The sequence below is a fragment of the Georgenia satyanarayanai genome, assembly GCF_009193135.1.
GTDB classification, from domain to species: domain Bacteria; phylum Actinomycetota; class Actinomycetes; order Actinomycetales; family Actinomycetaceae; genus Oceanitalea; species Oceanitalea satyanarayanai.
This window is the reverse complement of the sequence record NZ_VUKC01000015.1, coordinates 37276-51567: the sequence shown is the minus strand read 5'-3', so window position 1 is coordinate 51567 and position 14292 is coordinate 37276. Positions and strand designations below refer to the sequence as shown.

General features: G+C 72.4%; 15 protein-coding genes and 1 tRNA gene. 2 read left to right on the top strand and 14 right to left on the bottom strand.

From position 1 onward, the window contains the following. Nucleotides 1-2: 2 nt before the first annotated feature. Nucleotides 3-485, bottom strand: a complete 483-nt coding sequence (locus GD632_RS13550; protein ID WP_152192772.1) for a CarD family transcriptional regulator — start codon at nucleotides 483-485, stop codon at nucleotides 3-5. A gap of 190 nt (nucleotides 486-675) precedes the next feature. Between GD632_RS13550 and GD632_RS13545 the strand changes: the two genes are divergently transcribed. After that, on the top strand, nucleotides 676-1134 hold the full coding sequence (locus GD632_RS13545; protein ID WP_152192745.1) for a hypothetical protein: 459 nt from the start codon (nucleotides 676-678) through the stop codon (nucleotides 1132-1134). Between the two features lie 6 nt (nucleotides 1135-1140). Here the strand turns inward: GD632_RS13545 and GD632_RS13540 are convergent, their stop codons facing one another. From GD632_RS13540 to GD632_RS13530, 3 genes are read right to left on the bottom strand one after another with little or no spacing between them, the layout of a single operon-like run. After that, nucleotides 1141-2217 carry a phosphate ABC transporter substrate-binding protein PstS gene (locus tag GD632_RS13540; RefSeq protein ID WP_152192744.1) on the bottom strand — a complete coding sequence of 359 codons (1077 nt, stop codon included), beginning with the start codon at nucleotides 2215-2217 and terminating at the stop codon, nucleotides 1141-1143. A 45-nt stretch (nucleotides 2218-2262) separates the two neighbouring features. Further along, the gene (locus tag GD632_RS13535) at nucleotides 2263-2961 is read right to left on the bottom strand and encodes a response regulator transcription factor (RefSeq protein WP_152192743.1); all 699 of its coding nucleotides are present in this window, start codon (nucleotides 2959-2961) and stop codon (nucleotides 2263-2265) included. Next, nucleotides 2958-4145: a sensor histidine kinase gene (locus tag GD632_RS13530; RefSeq protein WP_152192742.1), complete on the bottom strand. Its 1188-nt coding sequence runs from the start codon at nucleotides 4143-4145 to the stop codon at nucleotides 2958-2960. The genes GD632_RS13535 and GD632_RS13530 overlap by 4 nt, the downstream gene beginning before the upstream one ends. 141 nt (nucleotides 4146-4286) lie before the next feature. On the opposite strand from GD632_RS13530, the gene phoU reads away from it, so the two are divergent. After that, a complete protein-coding gene (gene phoU, locus GD632_RS13525) occupies nucleotides 4287-4964 on the top strand; it encodes a phosphate signaling complex protein PhoU (RefSeq protein ID WP_152192741.1) in 678 nt (225 codons plus the stop codon). Between the two features lie 57 nt (nucleotides 4965-5021). Here phoU and GD632_RS13520 read toward each other — a convergent pair whose 3' ends face one another. From GD632_RS13520 to topA, 10 genes are all read right to left on the bottom strand, one after another. Then, nucleotides 5022-5759 carry a phosphoglyceromutase gene (locus tag GD632_RS13520; protein ID WP_152192740.1) on the bottom strand — a complete coding sequence of 246 codons (738 nt, stop codon included), beginning with the start codon at nucleotides 5757-5759 and terminating at the stop codon, nucleotides 5022-5024. Nucleotides 5760-5861: 102 nt separating this feature from the next. Next, nucleotides 5862-6203, bottom strand: coding sequence for a histone-like nucleoid-structuring protein Lsr2 (locus GD632_RS13515; RefSeq protein ID WP_152192739.1), 342 nt, complete (start codon nucleotides 6201-6203; stop codon nucleotides 5862-5864). Nucleotides 6204-6289: 86 nt separating this feature from the next. Next, nucleotides 6290-6487, bottom strand: coding sequence for a hypothetical protein (locus tag GD632_RS13510; protein ID WP_152192738.1), 198 nt, complete (start codon nucleotides 6485-6487; stop codon nucleotides 6290-6292). A gap of 29 nt (nucleotides 6488-6516) precedes the next feature. After that, a tRNA-Thr gene (locus GD632_RS13505) sits at nucleotides 6517-6592 on the bottom strand. 60 nt (nucleotides 6593-6652) lie between these two features. Then, the gene (locus tag GD632_RS13500; protein ID WP_226924874.1) at nucleotides 6653-8188 is read right to left on the bottom strand and encodes an alpha/beta hydrolase; all 1536 of its coding nucleotides are present in this window, start codon (nucleotides 8186-8188) and stop codon (nucleotides 6653-6655) included. A 10-nt stretch (nucleotides 8189-8198) separates the two neighbouring features. Continuing rightward, nucleotides 8199-9392 (bottom strand): DNA polymerase III subunit delta', encoded by a 1194-nt coding sequence (locus GD632_RS13495; RefSeq protein WP_152192736.1) that lies wholly within the window; start codon nucleotides 9390-9392, stop codon nucleotides 8199-8201. Continuing rightward, on the bottom strand, nucleotides 9389-10018 hold the full coding sequence (gene tmk, locus GD632_RS13490) for a dTMP kinase (RefSeq protein ID WP_152192735.1): 630 nt from the start codon (nucleotides 10016-10018) through the stop codon (nucleotides 9389-9391). The genes GD632_RS13495 and tmk overlap by 4 nt, the downstream gene beginning before the upstream one ends. Before the next feature lie 82 nt (nucleotides 10019-10100). After that, on the bottom strand, nucleotides 10101-11120 hold the full coding sequence (locus GD632_RS13485) for a Gfo/Idh/MocA family protein (protein ID WP_152192734.1): 1020 nt from the start codon (nucleotides 11118-11120) through the stop codon (nucleotides 10101-10103). 9 nt (nucleotides 11121-11129) lie between these two features. After that, nucleotides 11130-11444, bottom strand: coding sequence for a hypothetical protein (locus GD632_RS13480; protein WP_152192733.1), 315 nt, complete (start codon nucleotides 11442-11444; stop codon nucleotides 11130-11132). A gap of 1 nt (nucleotide 11445) precedes the next feature. Next, nucleotides 11446-14169, bottom strand: a complete 2724-nt coding sequence (gene topA / locus GD632_RS13475) for a type I DNA topoisomerase (RefSeq protein ID WP_152192732.1) — start codon at nucleotides 14167-14169, stop codon at nucleotides 11446-11448. Between the last annotated feature and the right edge of the window lie 123 nt (nucleotides 14170-14292).

Sequence of the window (14292 nt, the reverse complement as noted above, 5' to 3'; positions counted from 1 at the left end):
GGTCAGGAGGCGAGGACGTCGTCGAGGATGGCCTCGGCCTTGTCCTCCTCGGTGCGCTCGGCGAGGGCGAGCTCGGAGACGAGGATCTGGCGGGCCTTGGCGAGCATGCGCTTCTCCCCGGCCGACAGGCCGCGGTCCTGGTCACGGCGGGACAGGTCGCGCACGACCTCGGCGACCTTGATGACGTCGCCGGACGCGATCTTCTCGACGTTCGCCTTGTACCGGCGCGACCAGTTGGTCGGCTCCTCGGTGTAGGGGGCGCGCAGCACCTCGAAGACCTTCTCCAGGCCCTCCTTGCCCACGACGTCACGCACGCCGACGAGGTCGACGTTGTCCGCCGGGACCTCGATCGTCAGGTCGCCCTGGGCGACACGGAGCTTGAGGTAGAGCTTCTCCTCGCCCCTGATGACCTTCTTCGAGATCGCCTCGATGAGGGCGGCTCCGTGGTGGGGATAGACGACGGTCTCACCGACGGTGAAGGTCATAGTTGTCATGCTCCTTGGTCGCGAGGAGTGCCTATTCTAGCACGCGGAAATGGCGCCATTCCGCGGGTTCCGCCGTTCCTCCCACCCGCGCGAGCCGGTCGCCGCGCGTGGCCGGGATCGCGCGTACGGCCGCGCGTGCGGGGCCCGCGGCCCGGTAGCCTGGGGGGACACGTCGACGAAGGAGACCGTCTTGGCCCGCTTCCACCACCTGCTTCGGGGCGCCGCAGTGCTCGGTGCCTCCGCGCTCGTCGCCAGCTGCAGCGTGATGACCCCGATCCAGACCGCCGAGCTGTACAACGCGGGTGACGGCGTCCGGGTCGAGATCACCGACGAGGTCCGGGCCGAGAACCTCATGGTCCTGTCCGAGGAGGAGGGCGCCGAGGGCCAGGTCTTCGGCAGCCTCGTCAACGACACCGAGGAGGACGTCGTCATGTCGCTGACCATCGGCGACGGCGGCATCCAGGTCCCCGTCCCCGCCAACGAGCACGTCCTGCTCGGCGTCGAGGAGATCGTCGTCGTGCCGTCCGTGCCCGTCGCCCCGGGCGCCAACGCGGAGGGCCTCGTCGAGGCGACCGGCCTCGGGACGGTCTCAGCGAACGTGCCGGTGCTCGACTCGACGCTCCCCCAGTACGCCGACTACGTGCCGTGACCGGCGTCAGCCGGCGGCGGGTCCCTCGATCCGGTCGACGGCGGCCATGACCCGCTCGCGCAGGTCCGCGGAGATCGGCGCTGCGCCCGCCACCTCCGGTGACGCGGCGCGCGCCTGGCCCTCCTCGCTGGCGATGTAGCTGAGCAGGGCCTGCACCGACTGCGCCTTCTCGGCGCTGTCGTAGCGCGTGCAGGCGATCGTGTAGGAGATGAGAACGACGGGGTAGGCGCCGGACGTCTCGGTGGCCCGGTCGAGCTCGATGATGAGCCGGGTGTCCGTGGCGCCCGGGGCGGGCGGCGACGCGTCGACGACGGCGGCCGCCGCCTCCGGGGAGAACGGCACGAACTCCTCGCCCACGCCGACCGCGACGGTGCCCAGCTCGGCGGTCACCTGGGAGGCGTCGACGTAGCCGATCGTCCCCTCGGCGGCCTCGAGGGTGGAGACCATCCCGACGTTCTGCTGGCCCGAGTGGGTCCCCGAGCGCGGCCACGTGCCGCTCGGCTCGTGCGGCCAGGCACCGCCGCCCGCCTGCGCGAGGTACTCGGTGAAGTTCTCCGTCGTGCCGGAGTCGTCGGACCGGTTGACCGGCACGACCCTCAGGTCCGGCAGGTCCACGCCCGGGTTGGTCGCGATGATCGCGGGGTCGTCCCACCGCTCGATGCGGCCGTCGAACATCCCGGCGATCGTCTCGGGCGCGAGCTGGAGGTGCTCCACGTCCAGCCCGGGCAGGTGGTAGGCGACGGCGATCGGGGAGATGTACAGCGGCAGCTCCAGGACCTCCCCGCCCTCGCAGCGCTCCTGCGCCTCGAGGACCTCCTCGTCGTCGAGGTGGGCGTCGGAGCCGGCGAAGTCGACGGCGCCGGTCGTGAACATCTCCCGGCCCGCCCCGGACCCGGTCGGGTCGTAGGACGCGAGGATCTCGGGGTTCAGGTCGTGCAGGCCGGCGAGCCACGCCTGCATCGCGATCTCCTGGGACGAGGCGCCCGCGCCGGCGATCGAGGAGCTGTCCGTGCCGCACCCGGCCGCGGCGACCACGACGAGTGCCGTCCCGGCCGCGAGTCGTCGTCCCGTGCGCTTGATCATCCCGTCCCCTGTCGTGTCGCTGAGGTGTCCAGCAGCACCGACAGGTTACGGGGTCTGCTCCGGTGCGACGAGCTTGTACCCGAGCCCCCGGACGGTGAGGAGCATCTCGGGCGCGGAGGGCTCCGGCTCGATCTTCGCCCGGATGCGCTTGACGTGGACGTCCAGGGTCTTGGTGTCCCCCACGTAGTCCGCCCCCCACACCCGGTCGATGAGCTGGCCGCGGGTGAGGACGTGGTCGGCGTTGCGCATGAGGACCTCGAGGAGCTCGAACTCCCGCAGCGGCATCCGCACCGGCTGGCCGCCGACGACGAGCTCGTGGCGGCCCACGTCCATCCGCACCCGGCCGACCTCGAGGACGCCCGCCGACTCCTCCCCCGCCGCCTCGCTCCCGCGGCGCAGGACCGCCCGGACCCGGGCGACGAGCTCGCGGTAGGAGTACGGCTTGGTCACGTAGTCGTCGGCGCCGAGCTCGAGGCCGAGCACCTTGTCGAACTCGTCGTCCTTGGCGGTGAGCATGATGACCGGTGTGTTGCCCTGCCGGCGCAGCTCGCGGCACACCTCGGTCCCGGACATGCCGGGCAGCATGAGGTCGAGGAGGACGAGGTCGGGGGCCGCGCGGTCGAAGGCGGACAGGGCGTCCAGCCCGTTGTCGACGGCGACGACGTCGTACCCGTCCCGCTCGAGCTGGTAGGTGAGCGGCTCCCGGTAGGACTCCTCGTCCTCGACGAGCAGGATCGTGGTCATGGTTGTCTCGGCACTCCTGTCGCAGGCGGCGGGGCGGTGGCGGGCTCGGTGGGTGACGCCGGCGGGTCGGCGAGCGGCAGGACGAGGGTGAAGGTCGACCCGGCGCCGGGCTTGGACCACACCTCGGCCTCACCGCCGTGGTCGGCGGCGACGTGCTTGACGATGCTCAGGCCCAGGCCGGTCCCGCCGGTGCGGCGGGCACGGGCTGGGTCACCCCGGTAGAAGCGTTCGAAGATCCGCTCCTGCTGGGCGGGCGAGATCCCCTCCCCCTGGTCGACGACGGCGATGCGCACCTGGTCCCCGTCGCGCGCCACGCCCACGGACACGCGTCCGAGCGGGTCGGAGTGGCGCAGGGCGTTGTCGAGGAGGTTGCGCACGGCGGTGGTCAGGAGGTCGGCGTCGCCGAAGACGTGCAGGCCGCTCTCACCGCCGACGGCGAGCGTGATGCGCCGCGACTCCGCCTCGACGCGCACGCGGTCGGCGGCCTCGGTGACGACGGCGTCGACGTCGACGAGCTCGGAGTCCACGAGCGCGTCCGGCTCCTGGAGCCGCGACAGGTCGATGATCTCCTGGACGAGCGCCGTGAGCCGGCGGGACTCGCGCCGCATCTGGGCGGTGAAGCGGCGCACGGCCTCGGGGTCGTCGGCCGCCTCCTCGACGGTCTCGCTGAGCAGTGCGAGGGCACCGACGGGCGTCTTGAGCTCGTGGGACACGTTGGCCACGAAGTCGCGGCGCACCTGGTCCAGGCGGCGGGCTGCGGTGTGGTCGTCCGCGACGACGAGGATGCGGCCGGCGGTGAGCGGCACGACGCGCAGCTGGAAGATCATCTCGCCCGCGCCGGCGAGCGGGCCGCGCGGGAGGCTGAGCTCGCGGTCGTACGGGACGCCGTCGGCGCGCACGCGCTCGACGAGCTCGGTGACGACGGGCAGGGCCACGCGGCCGGAGCGCACGAGGCCGTAGCTGTAGGCCGAGGGGCTGGCCTGGAGGACGTCCCCGGTGGCGTCCAGGACGAGGACCGTGGAGCGTAGCGCCCGCAGCAGCTCCCGGGCGTCCTTGCTCACGCCCTCGCTGATCGGCGTGACGGCAGGCGCGCGACGCGCCCGCGCGGGGAAGAAGCCGCGCACGAGGGCGCCGACCGCCACCCCCACCAGCGCGACGACGACGAACGGCCAGATCCCCTCCACGAGTCCGAGGGTAAGCCCCTCCGCGGCCCGCGAGGCCGGTCGTCCGGGCGGACACCCGGCTGTTCACCCGGCCGCCACCTGTCGTTCACCGCCCCCTGGAACGCTACGGTGTGATCACGACGAGACCGAGGAGAGCGAAACGTGCGCGAGATCTTCATGCAGGAGCTGGCCCAGGTCGGTGAGGACCTCCAGCGGATGAGCCGGCTGGTCATCGACGCGATCGAGAAGGCCTCCACCGCGCTCCAGACCGCCGACCTCCAGCTGGCCGAGCAGGTCATCCGCGCCGACGAGCAGATCGACGAGATCGAGCGGAGCCTCGACGAGCAGTGCATCTCGCTGCTGGCCCGCCAGGCGCCGGTCGCCACCGACCTGCGCGTCGTCATCGCGGCGCTGCGGATGTCGGCGACCATCGAGCGGATGGGCGACCTCGCCCGGCACATCGCCTACGTGGCGCGTGGACGTTACCCCGAGGTGGCCCCGAGCCCCGCGATGCGGGAGATCTTCGCCCAGATGGGCGAGGCCGCGACGAAGGTTGCCCACCAGGTCAGCGACCTCCTCGCGACCCGCGACCTCGAGCTGGCAGCCGGCGTGGAGCGCGACGACGACGCCCTCGACGCCCTCCACAAGCAGACCTTCGCGATCCTCCTCGACCCCGAGATCGAGATGACCAAGCAGCAGATGGTCGACGGCGTGCTCCTGGGCCGGTACTTCGAGCGCTTCGGTGACCACGGCGTCTCGGTCGCCCGTCGCACGAGCTACCTCGTCACCGGTGACCTCACCAACTCCGTCGCCCGCGACGAGACCGCCGGCGAGCGCTGACGGCCGCACGACGAACGGGGGCCGGCTGAGCCGGCCCCCGTTCGTCGTGCGTCGGTCCTACTTGCCCTGGTTGGCGACCGCGGCGATCGCCGCCTCGGCGGCGGACGGGTCGAGGTAGCGACCACCGGGGGTGGTGGGCTTGAGGTTCTCGTCCAGCTCGTAGAGGAGCGGGATGCCGGTGGGCACGTTGAGACCGGAGATCGTGTCGTCGTCGATGCCGTCAAGGTGCTTGATGATCGCGCGCAGGGAGTTCCCGTGCGCGGCGACGAGGACGGTCTTTCCGGCCTTGAGGTCAGGAATGACGTCGGACTCCCAGTAGGGAAGCGCGCGCTCGAGGACGTCCTTGAGGCACTCGCTCGCCGGAATGGGCTCACCGGCATAACGCGGGTCGCTGTCCTGGGAGAACTCCGAGCCGGCCTCGATCGCCGGCGGCGGGACGTCGTAGGAGCGGCGCCAGAGCATGAACTGCTCCTCGCCGTACTCCTCGCGGATCGCCTTCTTGTCCTTGCCCTGGAGAGCGCCGTAGTGGCGCTCGTTGAGACGCCAGTGGCGCTTGACCGGAATCCAGTGACGGTTTGCGCGGTCGAGCGCGAGGTTCGCCGTCATGATGGCACGGCGCAGCAGGGAGGTGTGGACGACGTCGGGCTCGATACCGGCGTCGAGGAGCAGGTCGCCGCCGCGCAGCGCCTCCTCGGTGCCCTTCTCCGAGAGCGGGACGTCCACCCAGCCGGTGAACAGGTTCTTGGCGTTCCAGTCGCTCTCGCCGTGGCGGAGCAGCACAAGCGTGTAGGTCATACCCCCATCATCACCCATGAGGGCCGCGGCGTCGCGGTGCCTTTCGTCCCGTGGACGCGCGAGAGGGCCACGGACCTGGTGGTCCGCAGCCCTCCCCTCGCGTCAGTTCGCCTTGGCGTAGGCCTCGGTGACCTCGGCCGGGATACGGCCGCGGTCGGAGACCGTGTAGCCGTTGGCGCGGGCCCACTCGCGGACCTTCGCGGCGTCACTGCTCCCCCCGCCGCCGCTCGTACGACGCCCCGAGCGGGCGCCGCCGCTCGTCCGGCGTCCGCCGGCCCGGCGGGCGTGGCCGACCCAGGGGGCGAGCGCGTCACGCAGCTTGGCGGCATTGTCGGTCGTGAGGTCGATCTCGTAGTTCACGCCGTCAAGGCTGAAGAGGACCGTCTCGTCCGCGGGAGTCCCGTCCACATCGTCGATAAGAGTGACCATGACCTTCTGCACCATCTGATTCTCTTCCTGTACTTCTCAGTCCTGAGGACCGCAGCGATGATCGCTCCCGCTACCCCCTGCCGAATAGCGATACACACACACTAATTCGGGGAATCGTCATTGTCACGCTGCGCGGCAATATCATCTTGAGCGACGAGTGAAGCGGAGTTGTTCGCCTCGTTCTCGAGTTCCCGAATTGCCGCTCGTTCACGACGGTCGGCGAAGAGAATGGCGCGCAGCACGACGACGAAGATGATCGCCAGGCCGATGGAGGGAAGCAGCGCCACAACGTAGTCCATAAGACCATCGTACGTCTGCGGGAGGGGGGTGGAGCCGCCTGTGGGAATCGAACCCACGACCTTCTCATTACGAGTGAGACGCTCTGCCGACTGAGCTAAGGCGGCGCGGCCCGCGCGGGGCAGCGCGGACCACTGTACCGGGGCGAGCCCCGTGGACCAAAAAGGTCAGCAGACGAGGCCGTCCTCGGGGACGGTGCCCTCGAGGAGGAAGCCGTCCACGGCATCGGTGACGCAGTCGTCCGCGCGCCCGTAGGCCGTGTGCCCCTCGCCCTCGTAGGTCACCAGCACGCCGGACTCCAGCTGCTCCGCGAGCTGCTCGGACCACGGGTACGGGGTCGCGGGGTCACCGGTCGTCCCGATGACGACGATGGGCTCCGCACCAGCGGCGCTGACGGGGGCGCGCTCGACGCGCGGCTCGTGGGGCCACGCGGCGCAGGTGACGTCGCCGTAGGCGAGGGCCGGGCCGAAGGTCGGGGAGATCTTCTCCAGCTCCGCGGCCTGCTCCCGCCACTCCTTGGGCCCGCCCTCGACGGGGTAGTCGATGCAGTTGATGGCGATGTTCGCCTCGTTGGAGTTCGTCAGGTACGTCCCGTCCTCCTCACGCTCGGCGGCGAGGTCGGCGAGGAAGAGCAGCTGCGAGCCGTCCTGCTGGTTCATCGCGGCGTCCAGGGCGGAGGTGAGGAGCATCCAGTACGCGTCGTCGTACAGCGGCATGATGATCCCGGAGAACATGAGCGGGGCGGTGAGCTTGCGGTCCGTGCCCGTCTCCAGCGGCGTGTGGGAGGCCAGCTCGAGCAGGTCCCGCACCTGCCCGACCGCGGTGTCGACGTCACCGCTGAGCGGGCATCCGCCGCCGGCGAGGCAGTCCTCGGCGTACGCGCGGATCGCGCGCTCGAAGCCCGCCGCCTGCCCCAGCACGATCTCGTCGCTGCTCAGCGAGGGGTCGAGCGCCCCGTCGAGAACCATGCGTCCGACGTTCTCGGGGAAGAGCTCGGCGTACACGGCACCGAGGTGGGTCCCGTAGGAGTAGCCGAGGTAGTCGAGGCGGGGCTCCTCGAGCACGTGCCGCAGCACGTCGAGGTCCCGGGCGGCGCTGACGGTGTCGACGTAGGGGAGCAGCTCGCCGCTGTTCTCCTCGCAGGCCGCGGCGAGCTCGTCGGCGGCCGCCGTGAACGCGGCCATGCCCTCCTCCGTGCTCGTGTCGAAGTCCTCCGAGCGCATCTCGTCCAGCTCGGGGTCGCTGACGCAGTCCACCGGGGTGGAGGCGCCCACACCGCGCGGGTCGAAGCCGACGACGTCGTACCCGTCGAGGAGGTCGGCGGAGAACATGAGCGGGGCGGCCTCGACGAGCTGGACGCCGGAGCCCCCGGGACCGCCGGGGTTGATGAGCAGCGAGCCGACCGGCTCGTCGGCACCCGCGGCGCGGCGCTTGACGGCGAGGGAGATCGTCTCGCCGTCGGGCTCCTCCCAGTCGAGGGGCACGGTGACGTCGGTGCAGTCGAAGCCGTTGCCACAGTCCTCCCAGCTCAGGGACTGCCCGTAGACGTCCTCGAGCCCGGCGGGCACCTCCGGCATCGGCTCGTCGGTGCGCGGGGAGCGCGACTCCTCGGCGGTGGCGCCGTCGGGGTCCTCGCTCGCGCTGCAGGCGACGAGGGCGGTCACGGTGACGAGCGCGAGGCTCGCGCGCAGGATCCGGCTCACCGGCGCCACTCTACAAGTGGGCCGCGCCCGCCTGCGGGCGGAGCTCGACCATCATCGCCTCGACCGCCAGGAGAGGGGCGACGTTCGCCGCGAGGCGGGTCCGCGCGGTCCCGACGGCGTCCATCCGCTGCACGGTCTGCTCGGCGGTGGAGTCACCGGCCAGGGCGCGGAGCTCCGCCGCGAGGTCGGTGTTGACGAGCGGCACGTCGGCGCCGAGCTGGACGACGAGGACGTCGCGGTAGAGGGAGAGGAGGTCGACCATCGCGCGGTCCAGGACGTCGCGCTGCGCGCGCGTGGCGCGGCTCTTCTGGTTGTCCTCCAGGCGCTTGACCTGGGACCGCACGGCGGGCGGCAGCCGCGTCTCCCCCTCGGCGCCGAGCGTGCGCAGCAGCTCGGCACGCTCGGCGGCGTCGCGCTCCTCCGTGGCTGCCTTCCCCTCGGCCTGGGCGAGCTCGACGAGGTCCGCGGCGGCGAGCACGGCGTCCCCGACCCCGCGGATGCGGCTCGGCACGGTGAGGATGGCCCGGCGCCGCTCCCGCGCCTGCGGGTCGGTCGCCAGCCGGCGTGCCACCCCGACGTGGCTCTGGGCGGCGCGCGCGGCCATGAGGGCGATGCGCGGCTCGATGCCGTCGCGGCGCACGAGCAGCTCGGCGACGTCCTCGGCGGCCGGGACCCGCAGCGAGACGGTCCGGCACCGGGAGCGGATGGTGGCGATGAGGTCCTGCGGGCTCGGGGCGCACAGCAGCCACACCGTGCGCGGCGGCGGTTCCTCGATCGCCTTGAGCAGGACGTTGGACGTGCGCTCGACCATCCGGTCGGCGTCCTCCATGAGCATGACCCGCCAGCGCCCCTGGGAGGGGGACTGCTGGGCGTCGGAGACGATCGGGCGCATGTCCTCGATGCGGAAGCTCACCCGCTCGGTGGTGATGACCTGGAGGTCGGCGTGCGTGCCGGCGAGGGTGGTCGTGCAGCCGTGGCAGTGTCCGCAGCCCACCTCGTGCGGGTCGGTGCAGGCGAGCGCGGCCGCGAAGGCGCGCGCGGCGACCGACCGGCCCGAGCCGGGCGGGCCGGTGATCAGCCAGGCGTGGGTCATGCCCGTGCCGCGCGAGTCACCCCCGGCGGCGATCCCGCGGGCCGCCTCGGCCGCCGAGCGCAGCGTCTGTACCGCCTCGCGCTGACCGACGACGTCGTCCCACACGCTCATCGGTCAACCCCCAGGAGCGGGGCCAGGCGGGTGACGACGGCGCGGTGGACCTCCCGCGGCGGCAGTGCCGCGTCGACGACCACGTAACGGTCCGGCTCGGCGGCCGCGAGGTCGAGGAACCCGGCGCGCACCTCCTCGTGGAAGGTGTGCGGCTCCCGCTCGAGACGGTCCGGCGCGCCCGAGCGGCGGGCGGCGGCCGTGGCGGCGTCGAGGTCGAGGACGACGGTGAGGTCGGGCAGCAGGCCGCCGGTCGCCCAGGTCGACAGCTCGCGGACCTCCTCGCGGCCCAGCCGGCGGCCGGCGCCCTGGTAGGCGACGGAGGAGTCGATGTACCGGTCGGTGACGACGACGGCGCCCCGGGCCAGGGCGGGCCGGACGAGCGTGTGGACGTGGTGGGCGCGGTCGGCGGCGTAGAGGAGCGCCTCGGTCCGCGGGTCGAGGTCCTCGCCGTGGAGCACCTCGCGGCGCAGGGTGCGGCCCAGGTCCGTGCCGCCGGGCTCCCGGGTGAGGACGACCTCGCGGCCCCGCGCCTCGAGCCACTCCCGCAGCAGCCCGGCCTGGGTGGTCTTGCCCGAGCCGTCCCCGCCCTCGAGGGCGATGAACAGGGGCGCTGCGTGGGTCGTCACCGCCCCAGCCTAACGAGCCCCGCCGACACCCCAGGTCCCCGCTGCCCGTCGCCGAGAGCCCGCGGCGACGGGGCGGGAGGGACTACTCACCCGGGTAGACGACCCCGAGCTGGCGGCGGACCTCGTCCATCGTCTCCATGACCGCGACGGTGTCGTCCCAGCTCATCGTCCCCGACTGCGCGCGGCCATCGGCGACGCAGCGGGCCACCTCGGCGGCCTCGTACTGGAAGCCGCCCTCGTGGCGCGGGCGGACGGTGACCTGCTCGTCGCCGCGGGTCACGGTGAACGTCGTCGGGCCGTAGAAGGGTCCCTCGATCTCGATGACGCCCTCGGTCCCGCTGATGGCGGCCCGGCCGGGCGTGCGGACCCAGAGCGTCGACGAGCACACCGCCTGCGTCGTGGCGCCGAACTGCAGGAGCACGGTCTCCTGGCCGTCGACGCCGGTCTCCGTGAGGCTGCCGGCGGCCACGACGGCGTCGGGCGTGCCGAGCAGGTCGTGGGCGAAGGACACCGGGTAGACGCCGAGGTCGAGGAGCGCCCCGCCCGCGAGCGCCGGGTTGAGCAGACGACCGGCCGGGTCCTGGTCCAGGCGCTGCCCGTGGTCGGCGTGCAGGGCGACCACCTCACCGATGGCACCGCTGCGCACGAGCTCGCGGATCGCGACGACGTGGGGCAGGAAGCGGGTCCACATGGCCTCCATGACGAAGACGCCGCGCCCCTCGGCGGCCGCGAACACCTCCCGGGCCTCGGCGGCGCTGCGGGTGAAGGCCTTCTCGACGAGGACGTGCTTGCCGGCCTCGACGGCGAGCAGCGCGTGGTCGCGGTGCTCGCTGTGCGGCGTGGCGACGTAGACGGCGTCGACGTCCTCGTCCGCGAGGAGCGCGTCGTACCCGCCGTGGGAGCGGTCGATCCCGTGCTCCTCGGCGAAGGCCGCGGCACGGGCACCGTCCCGCGACCCGACGGCGACGACCCGGCCGCTGCTGTGCGCGGGCACCTGCCGGGCGAAGGTCCGGGCGATGCCGCCCGCACCGAGGATGCCCCAGCGCAGCGGCGGCGCGTCGAGGGGGTCGGGGGCGGAGGTCAGCTCGAGCGTCGAGGTCATGGCAGGAGGCTAGCGGCCCCCGCCGGGGCCGAGGTCGCCCATCGGGTCGTACCCGTACCGGGCGCCGGGGCTGTCCGGCCCGAGGGTCGACGCACCGCCCGGCAGCCGCTCGGCGCGGCTCGCGCGCTGCCTCGCGCCCCGCTGGAGCAGGACGATCCCCACCGCCTGGCCGACCGCGAGGGCGGCGACCACGCCGATGAAGACCCCGAACGGCACGAGGTCGAACACCCACAGCAGGGCGGTGGTGCTGAGCACCACGCCGCTGACCGTCGCCATGGCGAGGAAGTGCCGCGGGTTGATGGTCGGCTGCGCGGGCGGTGCCATGTCAGGCCTTCTTCTTCGCGGGTGCCTTCTTGGCAGCCGGCTTGCGGGTGGGGGTCTTGCGGGTGGTCGTCTTCTTGGCCGGGGCCTTGGCACGCTTCTCGGCGAGGAGCTCGAACGCACGCTCGGGCGTGACCGTCTCGACGTCGTCGTCCTTGCGGAGGGTCGCGTTGGTCGTGCCGTCGGTGACGTACGGGCCGAAGCGACCGTCCTTAACGACGACGGGCTTGCCGCTGACCGGGTCCTCACCGAGCTCGCGCAGCGGCGGCTTGGCGGTGGCCCCGCGGCCGCGCTTGGGCTGCTTGTAGAGCTCGAGGGCCTCCTCGAGGGTGATCTCGAAGATCTGGTCCTCACCGTCGGGCAGCGTGCGGGAGTCGGTGCCCTTCTTGAGGTAGGCACCGTAGCGGCCGTTCTGCGCGGTGATCTCCTCACCGGACTCCGGGTCGGTGCCGACGACGCGCGGCAGGGACAGCAGCCGCAGGGCGTCCTCGAGGCTCACCGTCTCCAGCTGCATCGTCTTGAACAGCGACGCCGTGCGCGGCTTGGGTGCGGCCTTCTTCTTCGCGGGCTTCTTCGCGCCCTCGGCGGCTGCCGGCTCCTCCGGCTCGGGCAGCACCTCGGTGACGTAGGGGCCGTAGCGCCCGGTCCTCGCGATGATCGTGTGTCCGGTCCCCGGGTCGGTCCCGAGCTCGCGCCCGTCCTCGGCGCTGGCCGCGAGCAGCTCGCGGGCCTTGTCGACGGTGAGCTCGTCGGGGGCGACGTCGTCGGGCACGGAGGCGCGCTTGCCCTCCTCCTCGGTGGTCTCGAGGTAGGGGCCGTAGCGGCCCACCCGCAGCGTGATGCCCTCGCCGATGTCGATGCTGTTGACCGCGCGCGCGTCGATGTCGACGAGGCTCTCGACCTGCGTGCGCAGCCCCTCGCGCTCCCCCTCGCCGCGGTAGAACCGCGCGAGCCACTCGACGCGGTCCTCCTGACCGGCGGCGATCTGGTCGAGGTCGGTCTCCATCGCGGCGGTGAAGTCGTAGTCGACGAGCCGGGGCAGGTACTCCTCGAGCAGCCGGACCACCGAGAAGGCGAGCCAGGTCGGGACGAGGGCCTGACCGCGGCGCTCGACGTAGCCACGGTCGGTGATGACGGAGATCGTCGCCGCGTAGGTGGAGGGGCGGCCGATGCCGCGCTCCTCCATCACCTTGACGAGGCTGGCCTCGGTGTAGCGCGGGGGTGGGGTGGTCTCGTGCCCCTCGGCACGGACGGACTCGGTGCCGACCGGGTCGCCCTCGGCCAGCTGCGGGAGGCGGGTCTCCTTGTCCTGCGCACCGGACTCGGCGTAGCGCTCGGCGTCCCGGCCCTCCTCGTAGGTGGCGAGGAAGCCGCGGAAGGTGATGACGGTGCCGGAGGCGCTGAGCTCGGCCTGGCGGGTGCCCTCGGCCAGCGCGGCGTCGGCGCGCAGGCGCACGGTCGCGGTGGAGCCGGTGGCGTCGGCCATCTGCGAGGCGACGGTGCGCTTCCAGATGAGCTCGTAGAGCCGGAACTGGGCCCCGGTGAGCTGGCCGGCCACCTGGGCGGGGGTGCGGAAGGAGTCACCGGCGGGCCGGATGGCCTCGTGCGCCTCCTGGGCGCCCTTGGACTTCTGCGCGTAGAACCGGGGCTTGGCCGGGACGTAGTTCGCGCCGTACAGCTCGGTGGCCTGCGCCCGGGCCGCGGCGATCGCCTGCTGCGACAGCGCCGAGGAGTCCGTCCGCATGTAGGTGATGAAGCCGTTCTCGTACAGCCCCTGCGCGGTGCGCATGGCCTCGCGGGCGCTCATCCGCAGCTTGCGGCTGGCCTCCTGCTGCAGCGTGGAGGTGGTGAACGGCGCGGCGGGACGGCGGGTGTACGGCTTGGTCTCCATCGAGGAGACCCGCGCGGGCGCCTGCTCGAGCGCCTCGGCCAGCGCCGTGGCGGTGGCCTCCTCGAGGTGCACGACGCTGTTCCTGCGGGCGGCAGCGGTCAGCTGGCCGTCGTCACCGAAGTCACGCCCGGTGGCGACCTTCGCGCCGTCGAGGCTGACGAGACGCGCCTCGAAGGGGCGGGTGCCCCCGCCGTCGTCGCCGGTGAAGGTGCCCTTGACGTCCCAGTAGGAGGCGGCGCGGAAGGCCATGCGCTCGCGCTCCCGCTCGACGACCATCCGGGTGGCCACGGACTGGACACGGCCCGCGGAGATGCGCGGGCGGACCTTGCGCCACAGCAGCGGGGAGACCTCGTAACCGACGAGGCGGTCGAGGATGCGGCGCGCCTCCTGGGCGTCGACGAGGCGCTCGTCGAGCTCGCGGGTGTTCTCCAGCGCGCGGGCGATGGCCTCCTTGGTGATCTCGTGGAAGACCATCCGCTTGACCGGCACCTTGGGCTTGAGGACGTCGAGGAGGTGCCAGGCGATGGCCTCCCCCTCGCGGTCCTCATCGGTGGCGAGGTAGAGCTCGTCGGCGTCCTTGAGGGCGCGCTTGAGCTCGGTGACCTTCTTCTTCTTGTCGGCGTCGACGACGTAGTACGGCTCGAAGTCGCCCTCGACGTCGATGGCGAACTTGCCGAAGGGGCCCTTCTTCATCTCGGCGGGCAGCTCGGAGGGCTGAGGCAGGTCGCGGATGTGCCCGACGCTGGCCTCGACGTCGAACTCCGGCCCGAGATATCCGCCGATGGTGCGCGCCTTCGCGGGCGACTCGACGATCACGAGCTTGCGGGTACCTGTCACCGCCTACCTTCCTTCTGTCCACAGGGGGCGTGTCGGGGTGACGGTACCCGATGGGGCTCGCAGGTGTCGGGGTCGGCTCGGCCGCGGCAGGCCCGGGCGGGTGCCCACAGGAGGAGGGGACGT

Bases quoted from the DNA above. Each gene is read 5' to 3' on its own strand.
- GD632_RS13535 (WP_152192743.1), bottom strand. From the start codon at position 2,961: ATGACCACGATCCTGCTCGTCGAGGACGAGGAGTCCTACCGGGAGCCG.
- GD632_RS13540 (WP_152192744.1), bottom strand. From the start codon at position 2,217: ATGATCAAGCGCACGGGACGACGACTCGCGGCCGGGACGGCACTCGTC.
- GD632_RS13495 (WP_152192736.1), bottom strand. From the start codon at position 9,392: ATGAGCGTGTGGGACGACGTCGTCGGTCAGCGCGAGGCGGTACAGACG.
- GD632_RS13515 (WP_152192739.1), bottom strand. From the start codon at position 6,203: ATGGTGCAGAAGGTCATGGTCACTCTTATCGACGATGTGGACGGGACT.
- GD632_RS13480 (WP_152192733.1), bottom strand. From the start codon at position 11,444: ATGGCACCGCCCGCGCAGCCGACCATCAACCCGCGGCACTTCCTCGCC.
- GD632_RS13485 (WP_152192734.1), bottom strand. From the start codon at position 11,120: ATGACCTCGACGCTCGAGCTGACCTCCGCCCCCGACCCCCTCGACGCG.
- GD632_RS13550 (WP_152192772.1), bottom strand. From the start codon at position 485: ATGACCTTCACCGTCGGTGAGACCGTCGTCTATCCCCACCACGGAGCC.
- GD632_RS13520 (WP_152192740.1), bottom strand. From the start codon at position 5,759: ATGACCTACACGCTTGTGCTGCTCCGCCACGGCGAGAGCGACTGGAAC.
- GD632_RS13510 (WP_152192738.1), bottom strand. From the start codon at position 6,487: ATGGACTACGTTGTGGCGCTGCTTCCCTCCATCGGCCTGGCGATCATC.